This window comes from Sphingomonas sp. RB1R13, assembly GCF_036663775.1.
Lineage (GTDB): Bacteria > Pseudomonadota > Alphaproteobacteria > Sphingomonadales > Sphingomonadaceae > Sphingomicrobium.
The window spans coordinates 1-15961 of the sequence record NZ_JAXOJM010000005.1; the positions used below are offsets into that span (position 1 = coordinate 1).

Below are 15961 nucleotides of genomic sequence, written 5' to 3' on the forward strand. Positions count from 1 at the left end.
AAACCCGGCCATGCTGATCGTGCTGGACGTCAGCTGCCCGAACCCGTCGAACGCATTGGTCACGCCGTCGGCACCCGTTGCGGAGTCGAACTTCGCGCTCAGCTGGTGACCCTGCAGGTCATAGCCGTAAAAGACACTGCGCGTTGCCGACGCCGGCGTGCAGCCACCTACCTGGATTGGCGCACAGCCGGTCGGTACCGTCTTCGAGATGGGCCGGTTCAGTGCATCATAGGCAAAGGTCAGCATACGGCCATCACGGCGACGCTGAGTCAGCCGGTTGCCGGCAGCATCGTATGTGTAAGCCTCGTAATCGGTCGTCGAGGTCTGGCCCACCGTCGTCGGCGATGGGAAGTTCCATTGGCTCTGACGGTCGAACCCGTCATAGCTCATCGTCGCAAGATTGCCGTTCGCATCCTTGATGCTGGCCTGCTTGCCGTTCGCGGACCAGGTGTAGGTCGCGTCATCAGCCTGATCGGTCGTCCCCAGCGCCCTGGTCAGGACTAGCAGCTGCCCGGCAGCATCATATGTGTTCTTCGTGATACGGTCCGGACCTGCACTACCCTGTGTACCAAGCGTACAAGTGTCTGCCGGAAGGCTGCCATAAGCAGCGGGGTTCATCCGAAGCGCAGTGCACTGAAGCCGTCCCAAGCTGTCGTAACTGAATTGGCTGAGCGTTTGGATAGACCCCGCGGCAAAGACCGACGACCGGGATTTTCGACCGGCCGCGTCGTAAACAGTCGCAACTTGACGGTTGATAGTCATGGACGAGAGCGCTGCGTCCGTCTGGGCGACAGCGCTGCCGATCTCGATTAGCGTAGGCTGGCCGTCGCCGTTGTAGGTCGTCCGAGTCACCGGTACAGCAAGTGGTCCCGCTCCGTCGGGGTCCGCTCCCATCGTAGCGACAAGGCGGCGAAGCGCGTCGTACTTATAAACAGTCGTGTCTTGTGAGCCCAGGAGCGGCCCATCGACGCTCACCACATTACCTGTAGGGTCATAGACCGTAGTGGTAGTCGAACTCTGGGCACCATCACCCGAGCGAACCGTCTTGGTGGTGGGAAGAAGATTATCATCGTAAGTGAAGCTCGCTATCACCTCATCGGCGGTGCCCGTGCAGCCAGCTTGGGTCCGACAGACTGATGAAGAAACTAGCTTCCAAATCGGACTCTCTGCAACGAGCTGCCCTGAAACGTTCAAGTCCCGAGCAGACAACTGGCTGTAGGTATTTCTGACCTGCGGACGCACTCCACTGCTCGACATAGGAAGGGTCTCAGAAAGAACGCCGCCATGTACGGGATCATAAGTATAATCTGTCCGATTTCCGCGTGCATCAACCGAGTACGACGGTTTATTACAATAAGTAACCATCGCCGTCGGACAACTTGACGGGTAAGTAAACGTTAGCGTCTGAGAGGTTCCACCTGTCCCCGGCTTCGGCGATTTCGAAGTAGATTGTAAGTTTATCCTACCGTAATTATTGTCATATGTGAAAGTAGCAATGTCACCCAAGGGGCTAGTAATCCCTTTTATTATCCGAAGATCGGATCCTCCATCCGAGGCCCCCCCAAAGGTACCCTCAAACGAGTAAACTGAATTACGATTAATTTCGTCAGTGACGGTGCTTCCATTACGCAAAATCACCGAGGCATCGGGGTTCGTCCGGTTGACCGTGGATACTGACGGGCACGTGTAGATAGTTGCGGTCCCAAAAGTGTAGGTGTATTGCCAGGTAGATGCACCATTCTGAACTCTCCAAATCGCATCCGAAGAACAGTTTGCTGCAGGTCCTACATTCGGTTGATACTGTGTTCTAGGAGCAAAAGATGTAAAAGCGCGTTTTGTAAGAGTGGTAATTACACCCGACCCACTACTTAGTGTTGAATTCCACTCGTAAATTGGTGCCGTAGACGAGCCCCCAACTTGAATTCCTTGTTGTGGCTTCCCATAGACAAAAGTACGCAAATTCGACGTCGTATAAGTAACGGCTCCATCGGATCCTTGCTGCCAAGCCAAAGACGGCCAAGCATAGGCGCCCCCTACGCACGTTTGATCAACAGGCCCGCAATAGGCATACCGCTTATTTATCAACGTTAATTGCGCGTGGCCTCCTACGTTTGACCGCTGTAACTGATATCCAGCAGTAGAAACGATGGAAACTAAAAACTGTGAATCACCAGTAGTCGGTACGGATGAGTAATTATAGGTTAGTAGTTCGCCGTTAGGTCTCTTAATCGAAACCAAATATTTGTCCGGACTAGGATACTGCGTACCCGATATCGTAGCAAATTGCCAAGTCGATCCGTCTTTGTTATAGACTAAATTTGGGTTACTACTGTCAATAGTTGATCCGTCAGACAGAACACCGCCGAGACCTCTATTATACTCTACTCGATCACCAAAGTAATACGTGTCAGAATAATATGGATAACTCCCAGTCAAATAGTGAAATCCCGCGAGTGGAATACCACTAAAACCTCCGGCACCTTGGTTTACCTGAAAGTTTGGGCTCTCCTGCAATCCGATTGAGATGGAGCTGTCAGTTGTCGTCCTAACCCCTGAAAACAGATCGACGCCTTGGCTGTCCGGAGCAAAAACCGGTGGCAGTGGCGCCTCCGTTGGTTCGCAACGGACACCTGAGGCGGTGAACAAGCAACTCGCAAAAATTAATGCGCTTAGCGACCAAATGCGAGTCACTGACATAGATTTGCTCTTTTTCTAAACGGAAGGACGGATTGGCAAGTTTTAATGTTCACTGCTCAGAGTTAGACCGAGTGGGCGTTGCAGTGCTTACGTCGGCTGACTTCGAGAGATTCATTTGCGACATGCGGCTCTCTGCTTAATGAGGCGCGCCAGTTGTCGTCACATTCGTGCGATTGTCCGCTTTGTCGTGTGTATAAGTTGTCGACTGTGCGTTATTCACTGTTCCGGAGCGAACGACAGTTTTCAACCGACCTTTCGCATCATAAGTGTAGGTAATTGTCTCTGCAGCAAGCGCGGCACTTCCAATCAGTGACACGACAATTAAAAACGAAAAAGTCCTGCGCATCATGTCCCCCTCGTGGTCACTTGGACGCGACAAATAAGGAATGGTGGTTTCAGGTTCCCTTACGAAAAGTTCGGACGCCCCTGAGCACTTCCCTAATCGCGCGCCCCCGTAAGTGCCCGGAATTTTGCCACGCACGAGACTAAGTTCACATCGAAAACAGAATACGTCAATAGCCAAGTGGATAAGGTAGATTTAGAAGTTAATTGAAAACAAACTTCTGTCTCTACGCATAAATAAGGTGTGTTCGCTACGTTCACACACTTAAGTCGACCGTGGCGGTGAGGGGCTTTCAAAGTTTCGGCGTCGCGAGCTCGAAGGACGTGCAAATATGTTGACCATGGCCGGACCGGCGACTTTTTCCGTCCCGCAGCCTTGAGGCGGCGGAGCTGGAGGAAGGTTTAGGCGATCGTCATCCAAGCATGTCGCTGTAATCGATGCAAGATTTGCGTTAGAGATGGTCGAGGCCGAGCTCTTTCTTAAATCGCTGATGGTTTGTTTCCTGAGCCACCTCCCTTTGATAGCAGCATCGTGCAGTATGAGAGTGCCATCGGCAACTAAGTTGGAATATTTAGCTTTCCCGTTGATCTGCGCTCGCCAACGAGTCAGACCTCATCATCCGGCACTCATTCCTGCGGTATACGAGCTTCAATGCTAATGACTTGCCGAGATGCGCACCGCCGAGCTGAAAAAAACGGTCGATCTGACTTTCTGTGCCGGGCAGCCGGCTAATATCGCGCCGATTTCTCTCTGGACAGTAATGCAGAAGTGGATACCGGCGGCCGGTTGAGCATGTATTACTGGCGGTGCCGGCCGGGTTTCCATGCCTGCCGGTTCAGGCGACCGGGGAAGGTTAGGCTTACATCAGACGGGGAGATATTTTGGCGTTGCGAGGGCCAGACGGCCCGCAGTCGGCCGCGCTCGTTCATCGCCTGGCGGAAAAACGACCGCTCGATCCATATCTCGCGTTAACAAAGCACGCAGCCGAACTGCGTTCCAGAAGGTGTGACGTGATTGATCTCCTCGATCGCGATCTGCTTTCAGAGCCCGCTGTCGATCTAGCGGGACTCGCACCCGCTTTTGCGCTTGGCAACATCCGTCCGGCTCTTGGGCAAGCAGTGCCACGTGAATAGGGTTTTCGGCTTAGATCAGTCGCGACGCTTTACTATTTTTGCGTTGGAAAGGACGCGCCTGCATAGGGATCATATGATTTAGTTGACGGCGACGCCTGCGGGATTGGGCCAAAAGATACTTTTGAGCTCGAAACAGCTTCCACTGCAGGACTACGCCCCAATTCGTACAAGCCCGCTGCAATTTGAGCCGCACCGAATAAAATGAACGTGCCCAAGACGACCGAGGCGCCTCGACGAATGTCCAGTCGTCCCAAAAGGAGAAGGAGGCCGACCGCAGCCACCGCTGACATGGCGACAGCGACGGCGACTGAACCCATCAGCGCTCTTTCGATCCATTCGACAGCGCCAGTGAGCGCGCCGGGATTGACGGGATCGGTAAGTGAAGAGGTGGCACCTTGAAACATGTGCGTTTGCCAATTGTGGGTAGGGCGATGGCGTGACGGAATGAGCCGATAAATTCAACTAAAGTGTTTGCGGGAGTGAATAAGCCATCCGCGAGGCTTGAACTTGCAAGCCCCTTTGCCTTACGCCCATGGACGGAAGAGCTCGATGCTTCCCCGGGGGAACCAATGACAAAGCTGGCTATTCGATTCGTCTTGGCAACGATGTCAATGATGACGGCGGCCACGGCCCATGCTCAGGATGCAATCGCAGACCCGGCCGGGTCTGGTCCTTTGGTAGCGGCTGTTCACTGGCTTGAAGGGACACTGCTGGGTACCGTCGCCACGGTAGTCGCGGTCATTGCCGTCGCTACCGTGGGCTTCCTCATGCTCATGGGCCGGATTAACTGGCGTTACGGCGCGACCGTGATCCTTGGCTGCTTCATCTTGTTCGGGGCGACGAGCATCGTGGCCGGCATTCATTCCGCCTCCGGGGCTGGTCAATAAGATGGAACTCATCGAACGCGAACCGTTGTTCGTGGCACTCACCCGCCCGCAAATGTTTGCCGGTGTTACTTATAGTTACTTCGTCGTGAACGCCGTTGTCTCAACTGAGCTGTTCCTCATTTTCCGCGGCGCGTGGGTACTGATTGTGGCACTGCTCGTGCATCTCGCGGGCGTTCTCCTGTGCCTGCGCGAGCCGCGCTTCCTGGATCTGTGGCTGGTTCGCGCCAGTCGTTGCCCGCGCATCAAGAATTTTGCGATCTGGCGATGCAACTCCTACCGGGCCTAGCCGCCGACGCGCGAGCGGCGGCCCGCGAAGCGCCTGCGGGCAGGCACCTGCCGTTCGCGAAGCATGTCGATGCTCACACGATCGAGACGCGCGACGGTCTACTCATGCAAGTCATTGGGCTTCGCGGGCTTCTGTTCGAGACAGCCGACACCGACGAGATTAACTATCGCAAGCGATTACGCGACGCGATGTTCCAGGCGATCGGCGATCCGCGCTTTGCGTTCCTCCACCATGTCGTGCGGCGTCCGATCGTGGCGCGGCTCGACGCCGACTATGGCGACCGTTTCAGCCAGCAACTGGACGAGATGTGGCAATCGCGCCTGGCGGGGCGCAAGCTCTACGCGAACGATCTCTACCTGACCGTCATCCGCCGTCCACTGGAGGGGCGCGTCGGACTGCTTGGCGGCCTGCGCAATGCAATATTCGGAGCAAGCCGGATAGGACCAAGCCTCGCCAATGAGATCCGCCAGCTCGACATCGCGCGCGACGCGATCATGGCAGGCATGGGTATCTATGAGCCCAGACTGCTCGGCGTATATGAATCGACAACTGGGCCTTGCTCCGAGCCACTCGAATTTTTCTCGACGCTTTATAATGGGGACGTCCGCCCGATCCTCCTGCCCAAGGAAGACATTGGTCATTATCTTCCCGCGCGGCGGATCAGCTTTGGCCAGGAGACCATCGAGCTGGCGCGCTTCGTCGGCGGTCCGTCCGAGTTCGTGGGCATCAGTTCGGTCAAGGACTACCCGGCGCAATCTTACGCCGGCATGTTCGACGAGCTTATGCGGCTTCCTTACCCCCTGACGATCACCCAATCCTACGGCTTCGTGGAACGACGATCGGCGCTTGGCCGGATGAATCTTGCGCTGCGCCGAATGCGCTCGGCCGAAGATGAGGCGCTTAGTCTTCGCGATGAGCTTTCAATCGCCAAGGACAATGTGGCGGCGGGACGTTCGGGTTTCGGCGAACACCATATGACGGTCGCGGTTCGCGCGGACACGCCAGCGGCGGTCGACGGCGCGATCGCCGAGGTACAGGCGGTGATTGCCGACCTTGGCGCTATCGCGGTGCGTGAGGATATCGGCCTCGAGCCGGCTTTCTGGGCGCAGTTCCCTGGTAACTTCAAATATATTGCGCGTCGTGGCCTAATCTCGACGAGCAATTTCGCAGGCATGGCAAGCGGCCACAATTTCGCGCTGGGGCAAGCCGACGGCAATCATTGGGGTGAGGCAATCACTGTCCTCGAGACGACCGCCGCGGGACCTTATTTCTTCAACTTCCATCAGGGCGATCTTGGCAACTTTACCGTGATCGGACCTTCAGGTTCGGGCAAGACGGTGGTGCTCAATTTCCTCCTCGCCCAGGCGCGCAAACTCAATCCGCGTATCGTCTTCTTTGACAAGGACCGCGGCGCCGAGCTGTTCATTCGAGCCATTGGCGGTCGTTACGAAGTGCTGCGGCCTGGAACGTCGTCAGGGCTGAACCCGCTGCAACTGCCCGACAACCCTGAGAACCGCCAGTTCCTGATCGACTGGCTGAGCTTGCTGGTTGGCGGCGCGACGATAGAGGAAATGCCACAGATCCGCGATGCGGTCGAAGCGAGCTATCTCCAGCCGCCAAGTTTGCGACGTTTGCGAAACGTCTCCGATCTCTTTCGCGGCGGGATGCGGGCACATGCCGGCGATCTCTGGTCGCGGCTTCAGCCGTGGTGGGGCGACGGCGAGCGCGCTTGGCTGTTTGACTGTCCGGTGGACCTAACCGACCTTGAACAGCGCTCGGTCGGGTTCGACATGACGCAGATCCTCGACGATCCGGCGGTTCGCACGCCTGCGATGATGTACCTGTTCCACCGGGTCGAGGAGCGTCTCGATGGAACGCCGTCGATCATCGTCGTCGACGAAGGTTGGAAGGCGCTCGACGATGACGTCTTCGTGCGCCGCATCAAGGATTGGGAAAAGACCATCCGAAAGCGCAATGGTATCGTTGGCTTTGCAACCCAGAGTGCACAGGACGCGCTCGAGAGCCGCATCGCCAGCGCCATCATCGAGCAGGCCGCGACGCAGATCTTCATGGCTAATCCCAAGGCCCGGGCGAACGATTATATCGAGGGCTTTGGGCTCACGAGCCACGAGTTCGACCTGGTCCGGTCGCTCCCCGACACGGCACATTGTTTCCTGATCAAGCGTGGCAATGAAAGCGTCGTCGCTCGCCTTAACCTGCGCGGCGAGCGCGAGATACTGACGATTTTGTCCGGGCGTGAGAAGACGGTTCGACTGCTGGATGAGATCCGGGCCGAAGGGCACGAAGCGCCCGAGGACTGGTACGACCTGCTGATGGAGCGCGTCTGATGGCGATTACCTGTCAGGGCATTCCGACGCCGCAGAGCTTTGCGCCTGGAATGATCGGCTTCCTGGATTGCCAGGCCCAGAATCTTGGTGCCAACGGCTATGCCGCGCTTGGTGCACCCGGCTCGAGCGCCTCGATCCTGCTGATCACGATGTTGACCATCGCCATCGCGTTAATTGGCTACCGGATCATGCTCGGCGGGTCACTCAATATCCGCGATGGCGTCCTCACCTTCGTCAAAATCGGGATCGTGCTTACTTTGGCGACGAGCTGGCCCGCCTATCAAACGCTGATCTACGATCTCATACTTAAGGCGCCCGCGCAGCTTGCCGGAGAGATAGGGACGTCCACCGCCCTCCCGGGCGCGAACGGCGGCCTCGTCTCACGGCTCGATGGGGTTGATCGCGCGATGCAGACACTCGCCATAGACGGGGTTGGAACTCCGCCTGTCGCCGACGTCGGAACCGTCGCCAGCATCGCGCCTGGACCGCAGCCGGGCTTTAACGATTTCGCGCTTGGGTACGCGCGCCTCGCCTTCCTGGTAAGTACGGTTGGTGCGTTCGCGATCGTGAGATTGCTGGCCGGGATCTTCCTTGCAGTCGGGCCCTTGTTTGCCGCCTTCCTGTTATTCGATGGCACACGCGGCCTGTTCGAAGGGTGGCTCCGCGCGTTGCTCGGCTCGGCACTCGCCGCCTTCGCTGCAACGATCGTTCTCACGGTCGAGATCGCATTTCTCGAACCCTGGTTATCGCTCCTGCTGGCCCGGCGAGCATCAAATCTCGATATCCTCGGCGCGCCCGCCGAGCTGTTGGCGAGCGCATTGGTGTTTGCAATTGCGCTGTTCGTGGTCGTGGGGATCGCCATTCGGGTGGTCGCAGCGCTGCGCGTTCCTGCCTGGCAAGCATTTGTACAAGGTAATGGCCGCGAAGCCGGGTTCGTCGCCGCAAAGTCGTTGGCGCTTGTCAGGGTCGAGGGACAATCGAGCGACAATGTTCGCACCCGCGCGGCATCAATCGCGAGTGCCGTCGCCACCGTCGAGCGGCGCGAGGGGCAAGATGCGCGCAATCGAGGCGGCTATCATGTTACTGGCCTGGCGAGCATCGGTCCCGTCCCGACGGTAACGGGTACGTCAGTTACCCAGGCGCCGCGGCACGCAACGCAACGCCGAACATCGCGCCGGATTTCGTCAGCCGCTTCGTCAAGGGATCGTCTCAGGTGAACAAGCCGCTACCCGATCTCGATGAGTATTTCGCGGAAGCACGAAGCTGGGGTGCGGATCGCACCGAGGCCCTGCGCGCACAGCTCAAGACTGCGTGGCGCGTCGCCATTGCAATCTTCGTCATCGCATTGTGCGAGGCGGTTGCCTTGATCCTGCTGACGCCCCTGAAGACAGTCATTCCCTATACACTGCTCGTCGACAAGCACACCGGCTACGTCCAGCTCTTGAAACCGCTCGACCAGGATCGAATGACTGCCGACGCCGCGCTTACTCAATCCTTCCTCGTTCAATATGTCATTGCCCGCGAGGAGTATGACATCAACGCTGTACAAAGCGACTATCGCAAGGTCGCGCTGTGGTCCTCGGGCAATGCGAGATCCGCCTACCTTTCGAGCATGCAAGGCTCCAATCCGGATAGTCCGTTGGTTCGTTTGTCGCGGAACGCCGTCGTCGAGGTGCAGGTGAAGAGCGTCGCGTCGCTATCGCCCAACACCGCCATCGTGCGCTTCGACACGGTCCGCGCCGACGACGCAGCCCTAGGGGCCAATCGTCAAAACTGGATGGCGGTCGTCGGTTTTGAATTCAGAAATCAGGCAATGAGCGCCGAGGATCGAATGATCAATCCGCTTGGCTTCAAGGTCATCCGCTATCGCAAGAGTAGCGAAGCTTTGCCTCAAACTGACGCCACGACTAGCTCGACCACACAGCAAACGACCATCGAGATCCCGGCCGTCCCAGCGGTTGAGACATATGTTGCAGTGCCGCCGGCCTCTCAACAATCTTACCGGCAAACTACGGTCACCAAGGTTCGCCAGGGGCAAGCTGCCAGATGAACTGGCGTCCGCTCCTTGCGATATACCTAGCCGTCATTGCGACAGCGAGCGATGGGCAGATCCGGCCGGTCCCCGGCCTTGGTGATCCGCGCCTCCAGACGATCGACTATAAACGCGATCAGATCGTCACGATCGAGACAGCGCCAGGATACCAGCTCTTGATCGAGCTTGCGCCTGACGAGCAGATCCAAAGTATCGCAGTTGGAGACAGCGCGGCCTGGTCCGCGACGCCAACAAAGCAGGGCAACCGGGTCTACATCAAGGCGATGCAGGCCGGCGTCAATTCGAACATGACCGTGGTGACCAACTCGCGCTTCTACGGCTTCGACCTCGTCTCAAGCGGCGAATCCGGGGACCAATCTCCCTACAAGATCAGCTTTCGGTATCCCGACGAGGCGCGTGCGTCTGTCGAAGAAGCGAGCCTGCCGGATCCCGGGCATATCATTGGTCGATATCACTTGGCAGGCGACCGTTCACTCCTCCCGACCTGGGTCGTGGACGATGGCCACAAAACCTATATCGAGTGGCCGCGAGGCCGATCATTGCCGGCCGTATTTACGATCGACGAGCATGGTCGCGAGTCTGTCGGGAACGGTGGAATGCGCGCTGATACATTCGTCATCGACGATGTTTATTCGAAGTTGCTTTTCAGGATCGACCAGCGAGTTGCTCGGGCTGATCGTTACTTGAAACTGCCGCGTCGCAAATGAGCGAGCCCTCCTCCGACGCCCCCGAGATGGAACAATCGATCCTGCCAATTGTCGCTCGTCCGTCCGCGGGCCCTTCGCGGGTGGTGATCATTGTCGGAATGGCCCTTGCAGCCATCATCCTTTTCCTGTTGCTCGATGGTCGCAGACGGGCGCTTGAAGCGCCCGTCACCGTTCCACGCCAGTCAGAAGCGCTGACAAGTGACGCGCCTCCGCCACTGGCGATATCTCCAGTTCCATCGGCACCGCTGCCATATTATTCGCAAGCCAGCATCGAACGTCCAGTTGTGGTTCCACCAGCGCCCGTCCGCGTCGTTGAAGTGCGCACGCCGCCGCCGCCGGTGGTGCAACCTCAGTACCCGCCATTCCAGCCCACTCCCTCGCCTCCCCCAGCCAGAACGTCAGGGGGTGTCGCGGTCGTCTACGACATCTCTCAGGGGGCGACGTCTGGGGCGGGGTCAAGCGACCCGGGTCAAGGCGTCCGCGGGGGAGGCTTGGAAACGAACGGTGCGGCTATCCGCTCGCGAGCAGGAAGACTGGCCGATCGCTCGTCGACCGTGCCGCAAGGGACGCTCATCCCGGCGGTGTTGGAAACCGCGATCAACTCCTCTGGCGGCGGCCTCGTGAGGGCACTTGTCCAGCGCGATGTCAGCGGGTTCGACGGGCGCCGCCTGCTCATCCCGCGTGGCAGTCGTCTGATCGGTGAATATGGCAGCGACGCGAGCCAGAGTCAGCATCGGCTGCTGATCAACTGGGTTCGTCTGATCCGGCCTGACGGGGCGACCATGGCGCTTGGCTCGCCCGCCGCTGACGCCGTCGGTGCGGCCGGGGTGAAAGCGTCGGTCAATAGTCACTTCCTGTCACGTTTTGCCGACGCGCTCTTGCAGACGGCGATGAACGTCGGAGCGGGACTTGCAACGCGAAGCTACTCCAATACGGTCGTCCTGGGCGGCTCCACCTCGATCGGTTCGGTTGCCCAGAACTCCACGCCATCGAAGAGTACGCTGAGCGTCAAGCAAGGGGCCAGCGTCAGCGTGTTCGTAGCTCGTGACCTCGATTTTTCCGACGTGGACTCGGCACCGTGAGACCGTCGGGCTTGGTCGGTGTCTTCCTCGACGCCTATCTCGCGCCCTTGGCAGAATTGCTTGCCCGTTCTGATATTACCGACATCTTTGTAAACCGGCCAGGGCAGCTGTGGATCGAAACGCGTGGCGGCGCGATTGAGCGTCACGACGCGCCGGCACTCGACGAACCAACGATCATGCGCCTCGCTCGTCAGATTGCCGCACTTACGCATCAGGCGATCAGTCGCGAACATCCGCTACTGTCGGCGACTTTGCCGGACGGAGCCCGGATCCAGATCGTTGCTCCCCCGGCAACAAGGGGCCCGCCGGCGATTGCCATTCGCAAGCACATATCGTCGAACTTGACGCTGGACCATTATGCAAGCGTCGGCGCGTTCGAGGGCGCGGCGGCCGGACGTTCCGAGACGGTACGGGATGTTATCCGCAACAGCGTTGAAGAACTGCTTGTTCAAGGTGATCATGTGGCGGCGCTTCGAGCGGCGGTTCAGGGACGCCTCAACATCCTGATTTCGGGCGGCACGTCGACCGGCAAAACGACGTTTCTGAACGCGCTCCTTGCAGAGATTCCAGCTCACGAAAGGTTGATATTCATCGAGGATACGCCCGAGCTACAGTTCGGGCATGAGAACGCGGTTGGGCTGATTGCCACGCGTAGTGAGCTTGGTGAATCGTCGGTGACCGCAAACGATCTGGTAACAGCGTCGCTTCGAATGCGGCCCGACCGCATTTTGCTTGGCGAATTGCGCGGCAACGAAGCCTTCGCGTTCCTTCGGGCCGTCAACACGGGCCACCCTGGATCGATGACGACGATCCACGCCGACAGCGTCGAAGGGGCGTTCGAGCAGCTGGCCCTGCTTGTGCTTCAGGGGGGAACCAGATTGCAGCGGGACGATATTCTCTCCTATGCGCAAACGACGATCGGGCTTGTCGTTCAGCTGCATCGAAACGACGGGGTTCGTGGCGTTTCGGAAATGCGCCTCATTCGGTCTGGAAGCTGAAACTCTTATCCCAACCAACTCATAGGCCACTGCTGCGGTAGCTGAACACCACGCGGTCCATGCGCCAATTGGTTCGCAAGATTGGCAGAATCAGGGATCCCGGATTTGATTTAAAAGAATAAAAGTTTCTTTTTATCTGCTATTGACGAATGTTATAAACACTGTGACTTTGAGCTCACTCGGGAGCAATAGGGGGCATTGATCCGGGACTGAGCCATGCATGCACATCATCCGTATCTACGGATGCATCTGCCTAGCGCTCTTTCGGGTTCAAAGCTCCAACCAATTAGTTGGTGATATATGCGGAAATTAGTTCTTGCGATGCTCGTCGGATCCTTAGCCGCGAGCGCGGCCTTGGCGACCGAGACGATTACCTATACCTATGACGCCAAGGGCCGGGTCAGAACGGTCGTTCGCACCGGCACGGCCAACAACGGCCAGTCGACGACCTATACGCACGACAAGGCCGACAACCGCGCTAATGTGACGACCACCGGCGCCCCGCATTAGAAATTGTCGATGGCTTTCCACTCGTATCGCGCTGCCGTGGCGGTTTCCGGGAACGCGTGCTCCACTGGTGGTGTACGTTCGTGGATGGATCTCTCGCAGGAGATAAAGATGCTTAGCTCACTACGCTGCGTTATGGGACTGTTATTCATAATCCATGCGGCTGTGTCTCAGGCGCAAGTGGCGCCACTCCATGTAAACGAGAGCGCTACTGATCAATTTGGTATTGACAGAAAAACTGGAAGGTTCGTTTTGGACCCAATTGAAACGATCTCCATCGGTGGTAAATTAGGTTTATCCCTATCATATTATTTGAACGACTCTGGCTTAGTAATACGTCAGCCCTCTTTTAATACTAGTTATGACTACAATACACTAAACTCTCTTGTTACCATAGATGGCTTTGAAGAACCCGTGACTTTTACAGGTAATACTACGTTTAATTCGGAATATGTGTCGGGCGCTACTCTGGTGAAGACAGCTTCAGGATATTTGTATACGAACCGGCAGGGAGTTGTTGTAGAGTCTACTTCGAACGGGGTGATAACCATACGATACCCTGACGGTCGTACAACAGTTTATGGCTATCAGTATGTAGCAAATAATCTCGGATTTATGATAAAGTCTAATAGCGGATCATATGCAGTCAATCAGACCAAAGACTATTGTATCGTTGATTCGACTACAGTATGTAATAATTTAGGCGGAAATAGAATTGCTGCCGCCACGAGTGTATCCTCAGGGACTTTTAGTCTCCCTGACGCAAGTGGTGGTATCACAAAGATTAGAGGTAGTTTGCTCCCAGCCAAGATGTGGCATCAGACATCAAGCTTTTCTCCGCCGGATGAATGGGTATATTATCCTTTCGGCATAACCTATCCGGGTCAGGTTGCAGAAAGTGTCTCTATCACAAATCGGTCGTCTGGATATGAGACGCATGACGATATTTGGGTAACTTCTTTGCAAAGGGATGGAGTTGCGGTAACCTATAACGTGGTGAAAACGCTGTTCGGCGGCGGAGGGGCCTTGACGCCCAGTTCTACCTATTCTCTCGATATTAAGGCGCTGGTTTCGGGAAGTCAGGTTTACGAGTCTTATGCTGTTAAGCCGAGTAATGGTTTCGGCCGTAGTAGACGAACTTTGGCTTGGATACAGGATGGATTAGCTCGACGTACTGGTTATTTGTACAACGCCTCTACTGAGGTTAGTGGCGTAAACCTGCCTGACGGAAGAACAGTCAAGACAGAGTATGACGCACGTGATAATGTCGTCAGGTCGTTATCCCAAGCGAAAGCTGCAGCCGGGCCTGATTTGATCACATCTTATGCCTATGCGGCCTCGTGTGATGCAATGACTCAGGCAACGTGTAATAAACCAATCTCGATTACGGACCCGTCCGGAAACGTTACCGATTACACTTATAACTCGATGGGGCAGATTCTAACAGAGACCAAGCCTGCTTCGGGAGGAGTTCGACCGAAGACGACGAACGTATATGCCATGAGAACTGCATTTACCAAAGGTGCCGGGGGGGTGATTGTCGCTGCGGGGGCGCCGATTTCTCTTATCGCGCGATCGTCGCTTTGTAAGAGCCAAGCTTCGTGTTCTGGGTCGAGTGATGAGGTCGTCACTATATACGACTATGGCCCGGCAACTGGTCTAACCAACCTTAGCCTGATGGGGGTTGGCGTGATTGCTACCAATGGACAGGGCGTTATGGAAACGCGCTGGACTTGCTATCAATATAATTATTTTGGCGAAATCATTTCTAAAACTCAGCCTAATGCCGGCATCACGGTTTGTCCTTAACGGGGAGGCCCGAATGAAACGTCTTCTTTCGATCCGGTGGTCTGTCGCTGTATTGTTGCTGTCCGTTCCGGTCTGCGCTTTGGCGCAATTGGTACCTTCTCCGTATACTTGGTCGACCCGTTACGACGCGATGGGCCGAATCGTCGGCACGATCGCTCCTGCGAACATCATTGCCGGTGCGTCGAAGTTTGGCGCCAGCCGCACCACCTACGACGCTCGTGGGAATGTCACGCGCACGGAGAGCGGCGTGCTTTCAAGCTGGCAAAGTGAGGCAGTCGATCCGTCGAGTTGGGGCACTTCGTACACTACGTTTATTTCTGTCGAAAACAAATTCGATACCAACAACCGGAAAGTTTCTCAGTCCGTTGTTGACTCATCTGGATTGGTTATCAGTTTGACCCAATTTAGCTATGACTACTTGGCTAGGATCGAATGTACAGCCACGCGCATGAACCCATCTGTGTACAATGCGCTCCCAACGAGTGCTTGCGTCCTTGGCGTCGAAGGGAATTTTGGACCAGACAGGATTACAAAGAACATCTACGATGCTGCCGGCCAGCTTGTTCAAGTGAGAAAAGCGCTGTTGACGAGTTTCGAGAGCGCCGAAGGCACTTACACCTTCACTCCGAACGGTAAGACCGCTCAAGTTATTGACGGGGAGGGTAACCGAGCTGAGCTTCGCTACGACGCCTACGATCGTAGTATGCGTTGGGTTTTTCCGTCGGCAGTCAAGCCAACAGCCTATAACGACAGCACCCTCGCCAATGCTGTGTCCACGGCCGGAACTCTCAACGAAGTCGATTACGAGGCTTACACATACGATGCTGCCGGCAACCGGCTGACCCAGCGCCGCCGTGATGGCCGTACGCTTACCTTTGCCTATGACGCACTGAACCGGCCGGTGTCCAAGACGGTACCGGCCGGCTGTGCGCCGATCCAGGTTGGAGGCTGCACGCCGGCGTCGGCAACGCGCAGTGTCTTTTTTGGCTATGACCTGCAGGGTCACCAGCTGAGCGTGAAGTTCGACTCCGCAACGGGCGCCGACGGCGTGACCAATGCGTTCGACGGGTTCGGCCAGCTGACCTCCAGCACGATCAGCATGGCCGGGTTC

General features: G+C 56.7%; 11 protein-coding genes and 2 pseudogenes. 11 read left to right on the top strand and 2 right to left on the bottom strand.

The window, feature by feature from the left end:
• Positions 1 to 618 (bottom strand): annotated as a pseudogene (locus U1700_RS14200) (RHS repeat domain-containing protein); the annotation flags it as partial.
• Between the two features lie 3587 nt (positions 619 to 4205).
• A complete protein-coding gene (locus U1700_RS14205; RefSeq protein ID WP_332753348.1) occupies positions 4206 to 4577 on the bottom strand; it encodes a TrbC/VirB2 family protein in 372 nt (123 codons plus the stop codon).
• Between the two features lie 165 nt (positions 4578 to 4742).
• Between U1700_RS14205 and U1700_RS14210 the strand changes: the two genes are divergently transcribed.
• The 11 genes and pseudogenes from U1700_RS14210 to U1700_RS14260 all read left to right on the top strand — a co-directional run.
• Positions 4743 to 5060, top strand: coding sequence for a TrbC/VirB2 family protein (locus U1700_RS14210; protein ID WP_332753349.1), 318 nt, complete (start codon positions 4743 to 4745; stop codon positions 5058 to 5060).
• A 1-nt stretch (position 5061) separates the two neighbouring features.
• Positions 5062 to 5346, top strand: a complete 285-nt coding sequence (locus tag U1700_RS14215; RefSeq protein ID WP_332753350.1) for a type IV secretion system protein VirB3 — start codon at positions 5062 to 5064, stop codon at positions 5344 to 5346.
• Positions 5325 to 7694: a VirB4 family type IV secretion/conjugal transfer ATPase gene (locus U1700_RS14220; protein ID WP_332753351.1), complete on the top strand. Its 2370-nt coding sequence runs from the start codon at positions 5325 to 5327 to the stop codon at positions 7692 to 7694. Before U1700_RS14215 ends, U1700_RS14220 begins: the two co-directional genes overlap by 22 nt.
• Positions 7694 to 8911: a type IV secretion system protein gene (locus U1700_RS14225; protein WP_332753352.1), complete on the top strand. Its 1218-nt coding sequence runs from the start codon at positions 7694 to 7696 to the stop codon at positions 8909 to 8911. The genes U1700_RS14220 and U1700_RS14225 overlap by 1 nt, the downstream gene beginning before the upstream one ends.
• A complete protein-coding gene (locus U1700_RS14230) occupies positions 8908 to 9744 on the top strand; it encodes a virB8 family protein (protein WP_332753353.1) in 837 nt (278 codons plus the stop codon). Before U1700_RS14225 ends, U1700_RS14230 begins: the two co-directional genes overlap by 4 nt.
• Positions 9741 to 10454, top strand: coding sequence for a TrbG/VirB9 family P-type conjugative transfer protein (locus U1700_RS14235; RefSeq protein ID WP_332753354.1), 714 nt, complete (start codon positions 9741 to 9743; stop codon positions 10452 to 10454). The genes U1700_RS14230 and U1700_RS14235 overlap by 4 nt, the downstream gene beginning before the upstream one ends.
• A gap of 491 nt (positions 10455 to 10945) precedes the next feature.
• Positions 10946 to 11536, top strand: a complete 591-nt coding sequence (locus tag U1700_RS14240; RefSeq protein WP_332753355.1) for a TrbI/VirB10 family protein — start codon at positions 10946 to 10948, stop codon at positions 11534 to 11536.
• A gap of 11 nt (positions 11537 to 11547) precedes the next feature.
• Entirely contained in the window at positions 11548 to 12534 is a 987-nt protein-coding gene (virB11, locus tag U1700_RS14245; protein ID WP_332753356.1) for a P-type DNA transfer ATPase VirB11, read from the top strand.
• Between the two features lie 354 nt (positions 12535 to 12888).
• A complete protein-coding gene (locus U1700_RS14250; protein ID WP_332753357.1) occupies positions 12889 to 13044 on the top strand; it encodes a hypothetical protein in 156 nt (51 codons plus the stop codon).
• 108 nt (positions 13045 to 13152) lie between these two features.
• Positions 13153 to 14850: an RHS repeat domain-containing protein gene (locus tag U1700_RS14255; protein ID WP_332753358.1), complete on the top strand. Its 1698-nt coding sequence runs from the start codon at positions 13153 to 13155 to the stop codon at positions 14848 to 14850.
• Between the two features lie 13 nt (positions 14851 to 14863).
• Positions 14864 to 15961: pseudogene (locus U1700_RS14260) on the top strand (hypothetical protein); the annotation flags it as partial.

Coding starts and splice junctions, on each gene's coding strand:
- U1700_RS14205 (WP_332753348.1), bottom strand. CDS start 4,577: ATGTTTCAAGGTGCCACCTCTTCACTTACCGATCCCGTCAATCCCGGC.
- U1700_RS14210 (WP_332753349.1), top strand. CDS start 4,743: ATGACAAAGCTGGCTATTCGATTCGTCTTGGCAACGATGTCAATGATG.
- U1700_RS14215 (WP_332753350.1), top strand. CDS start 5,062: ATGGAACTCATCGAACGCGAACCGTTGTTCGTGGCACTCACCCGCCCG.
- U1700_RS14220 (WP_332753351.1), top strand. CDS start 5,325: ATGCAACTCCTACCGGGCCTAGCCGCCGACGCGCGAGCGGCGGCCCGC.
- U1700_RS14225 (WP_332753352.1), top strand. CDS start 7,694: ATGGCGATTACCTGTCAGGGCATTCCGACGCCGCAGAGCTTTGCGCCT.
- U1700_RS14235 (WP_332753354.1), top strand. CDS start 9,741: ATGAACTGGCGTCCGCTCCTTGCGATATACCTAGCCGTCATTGCGACA.
- U1700_RS14255 (WP_332753358.1), top strand. CDS start 13,153: ATGCTTAGCTCACTACGCTGCGTTATGGGACTGTTATTCATAATCCAT.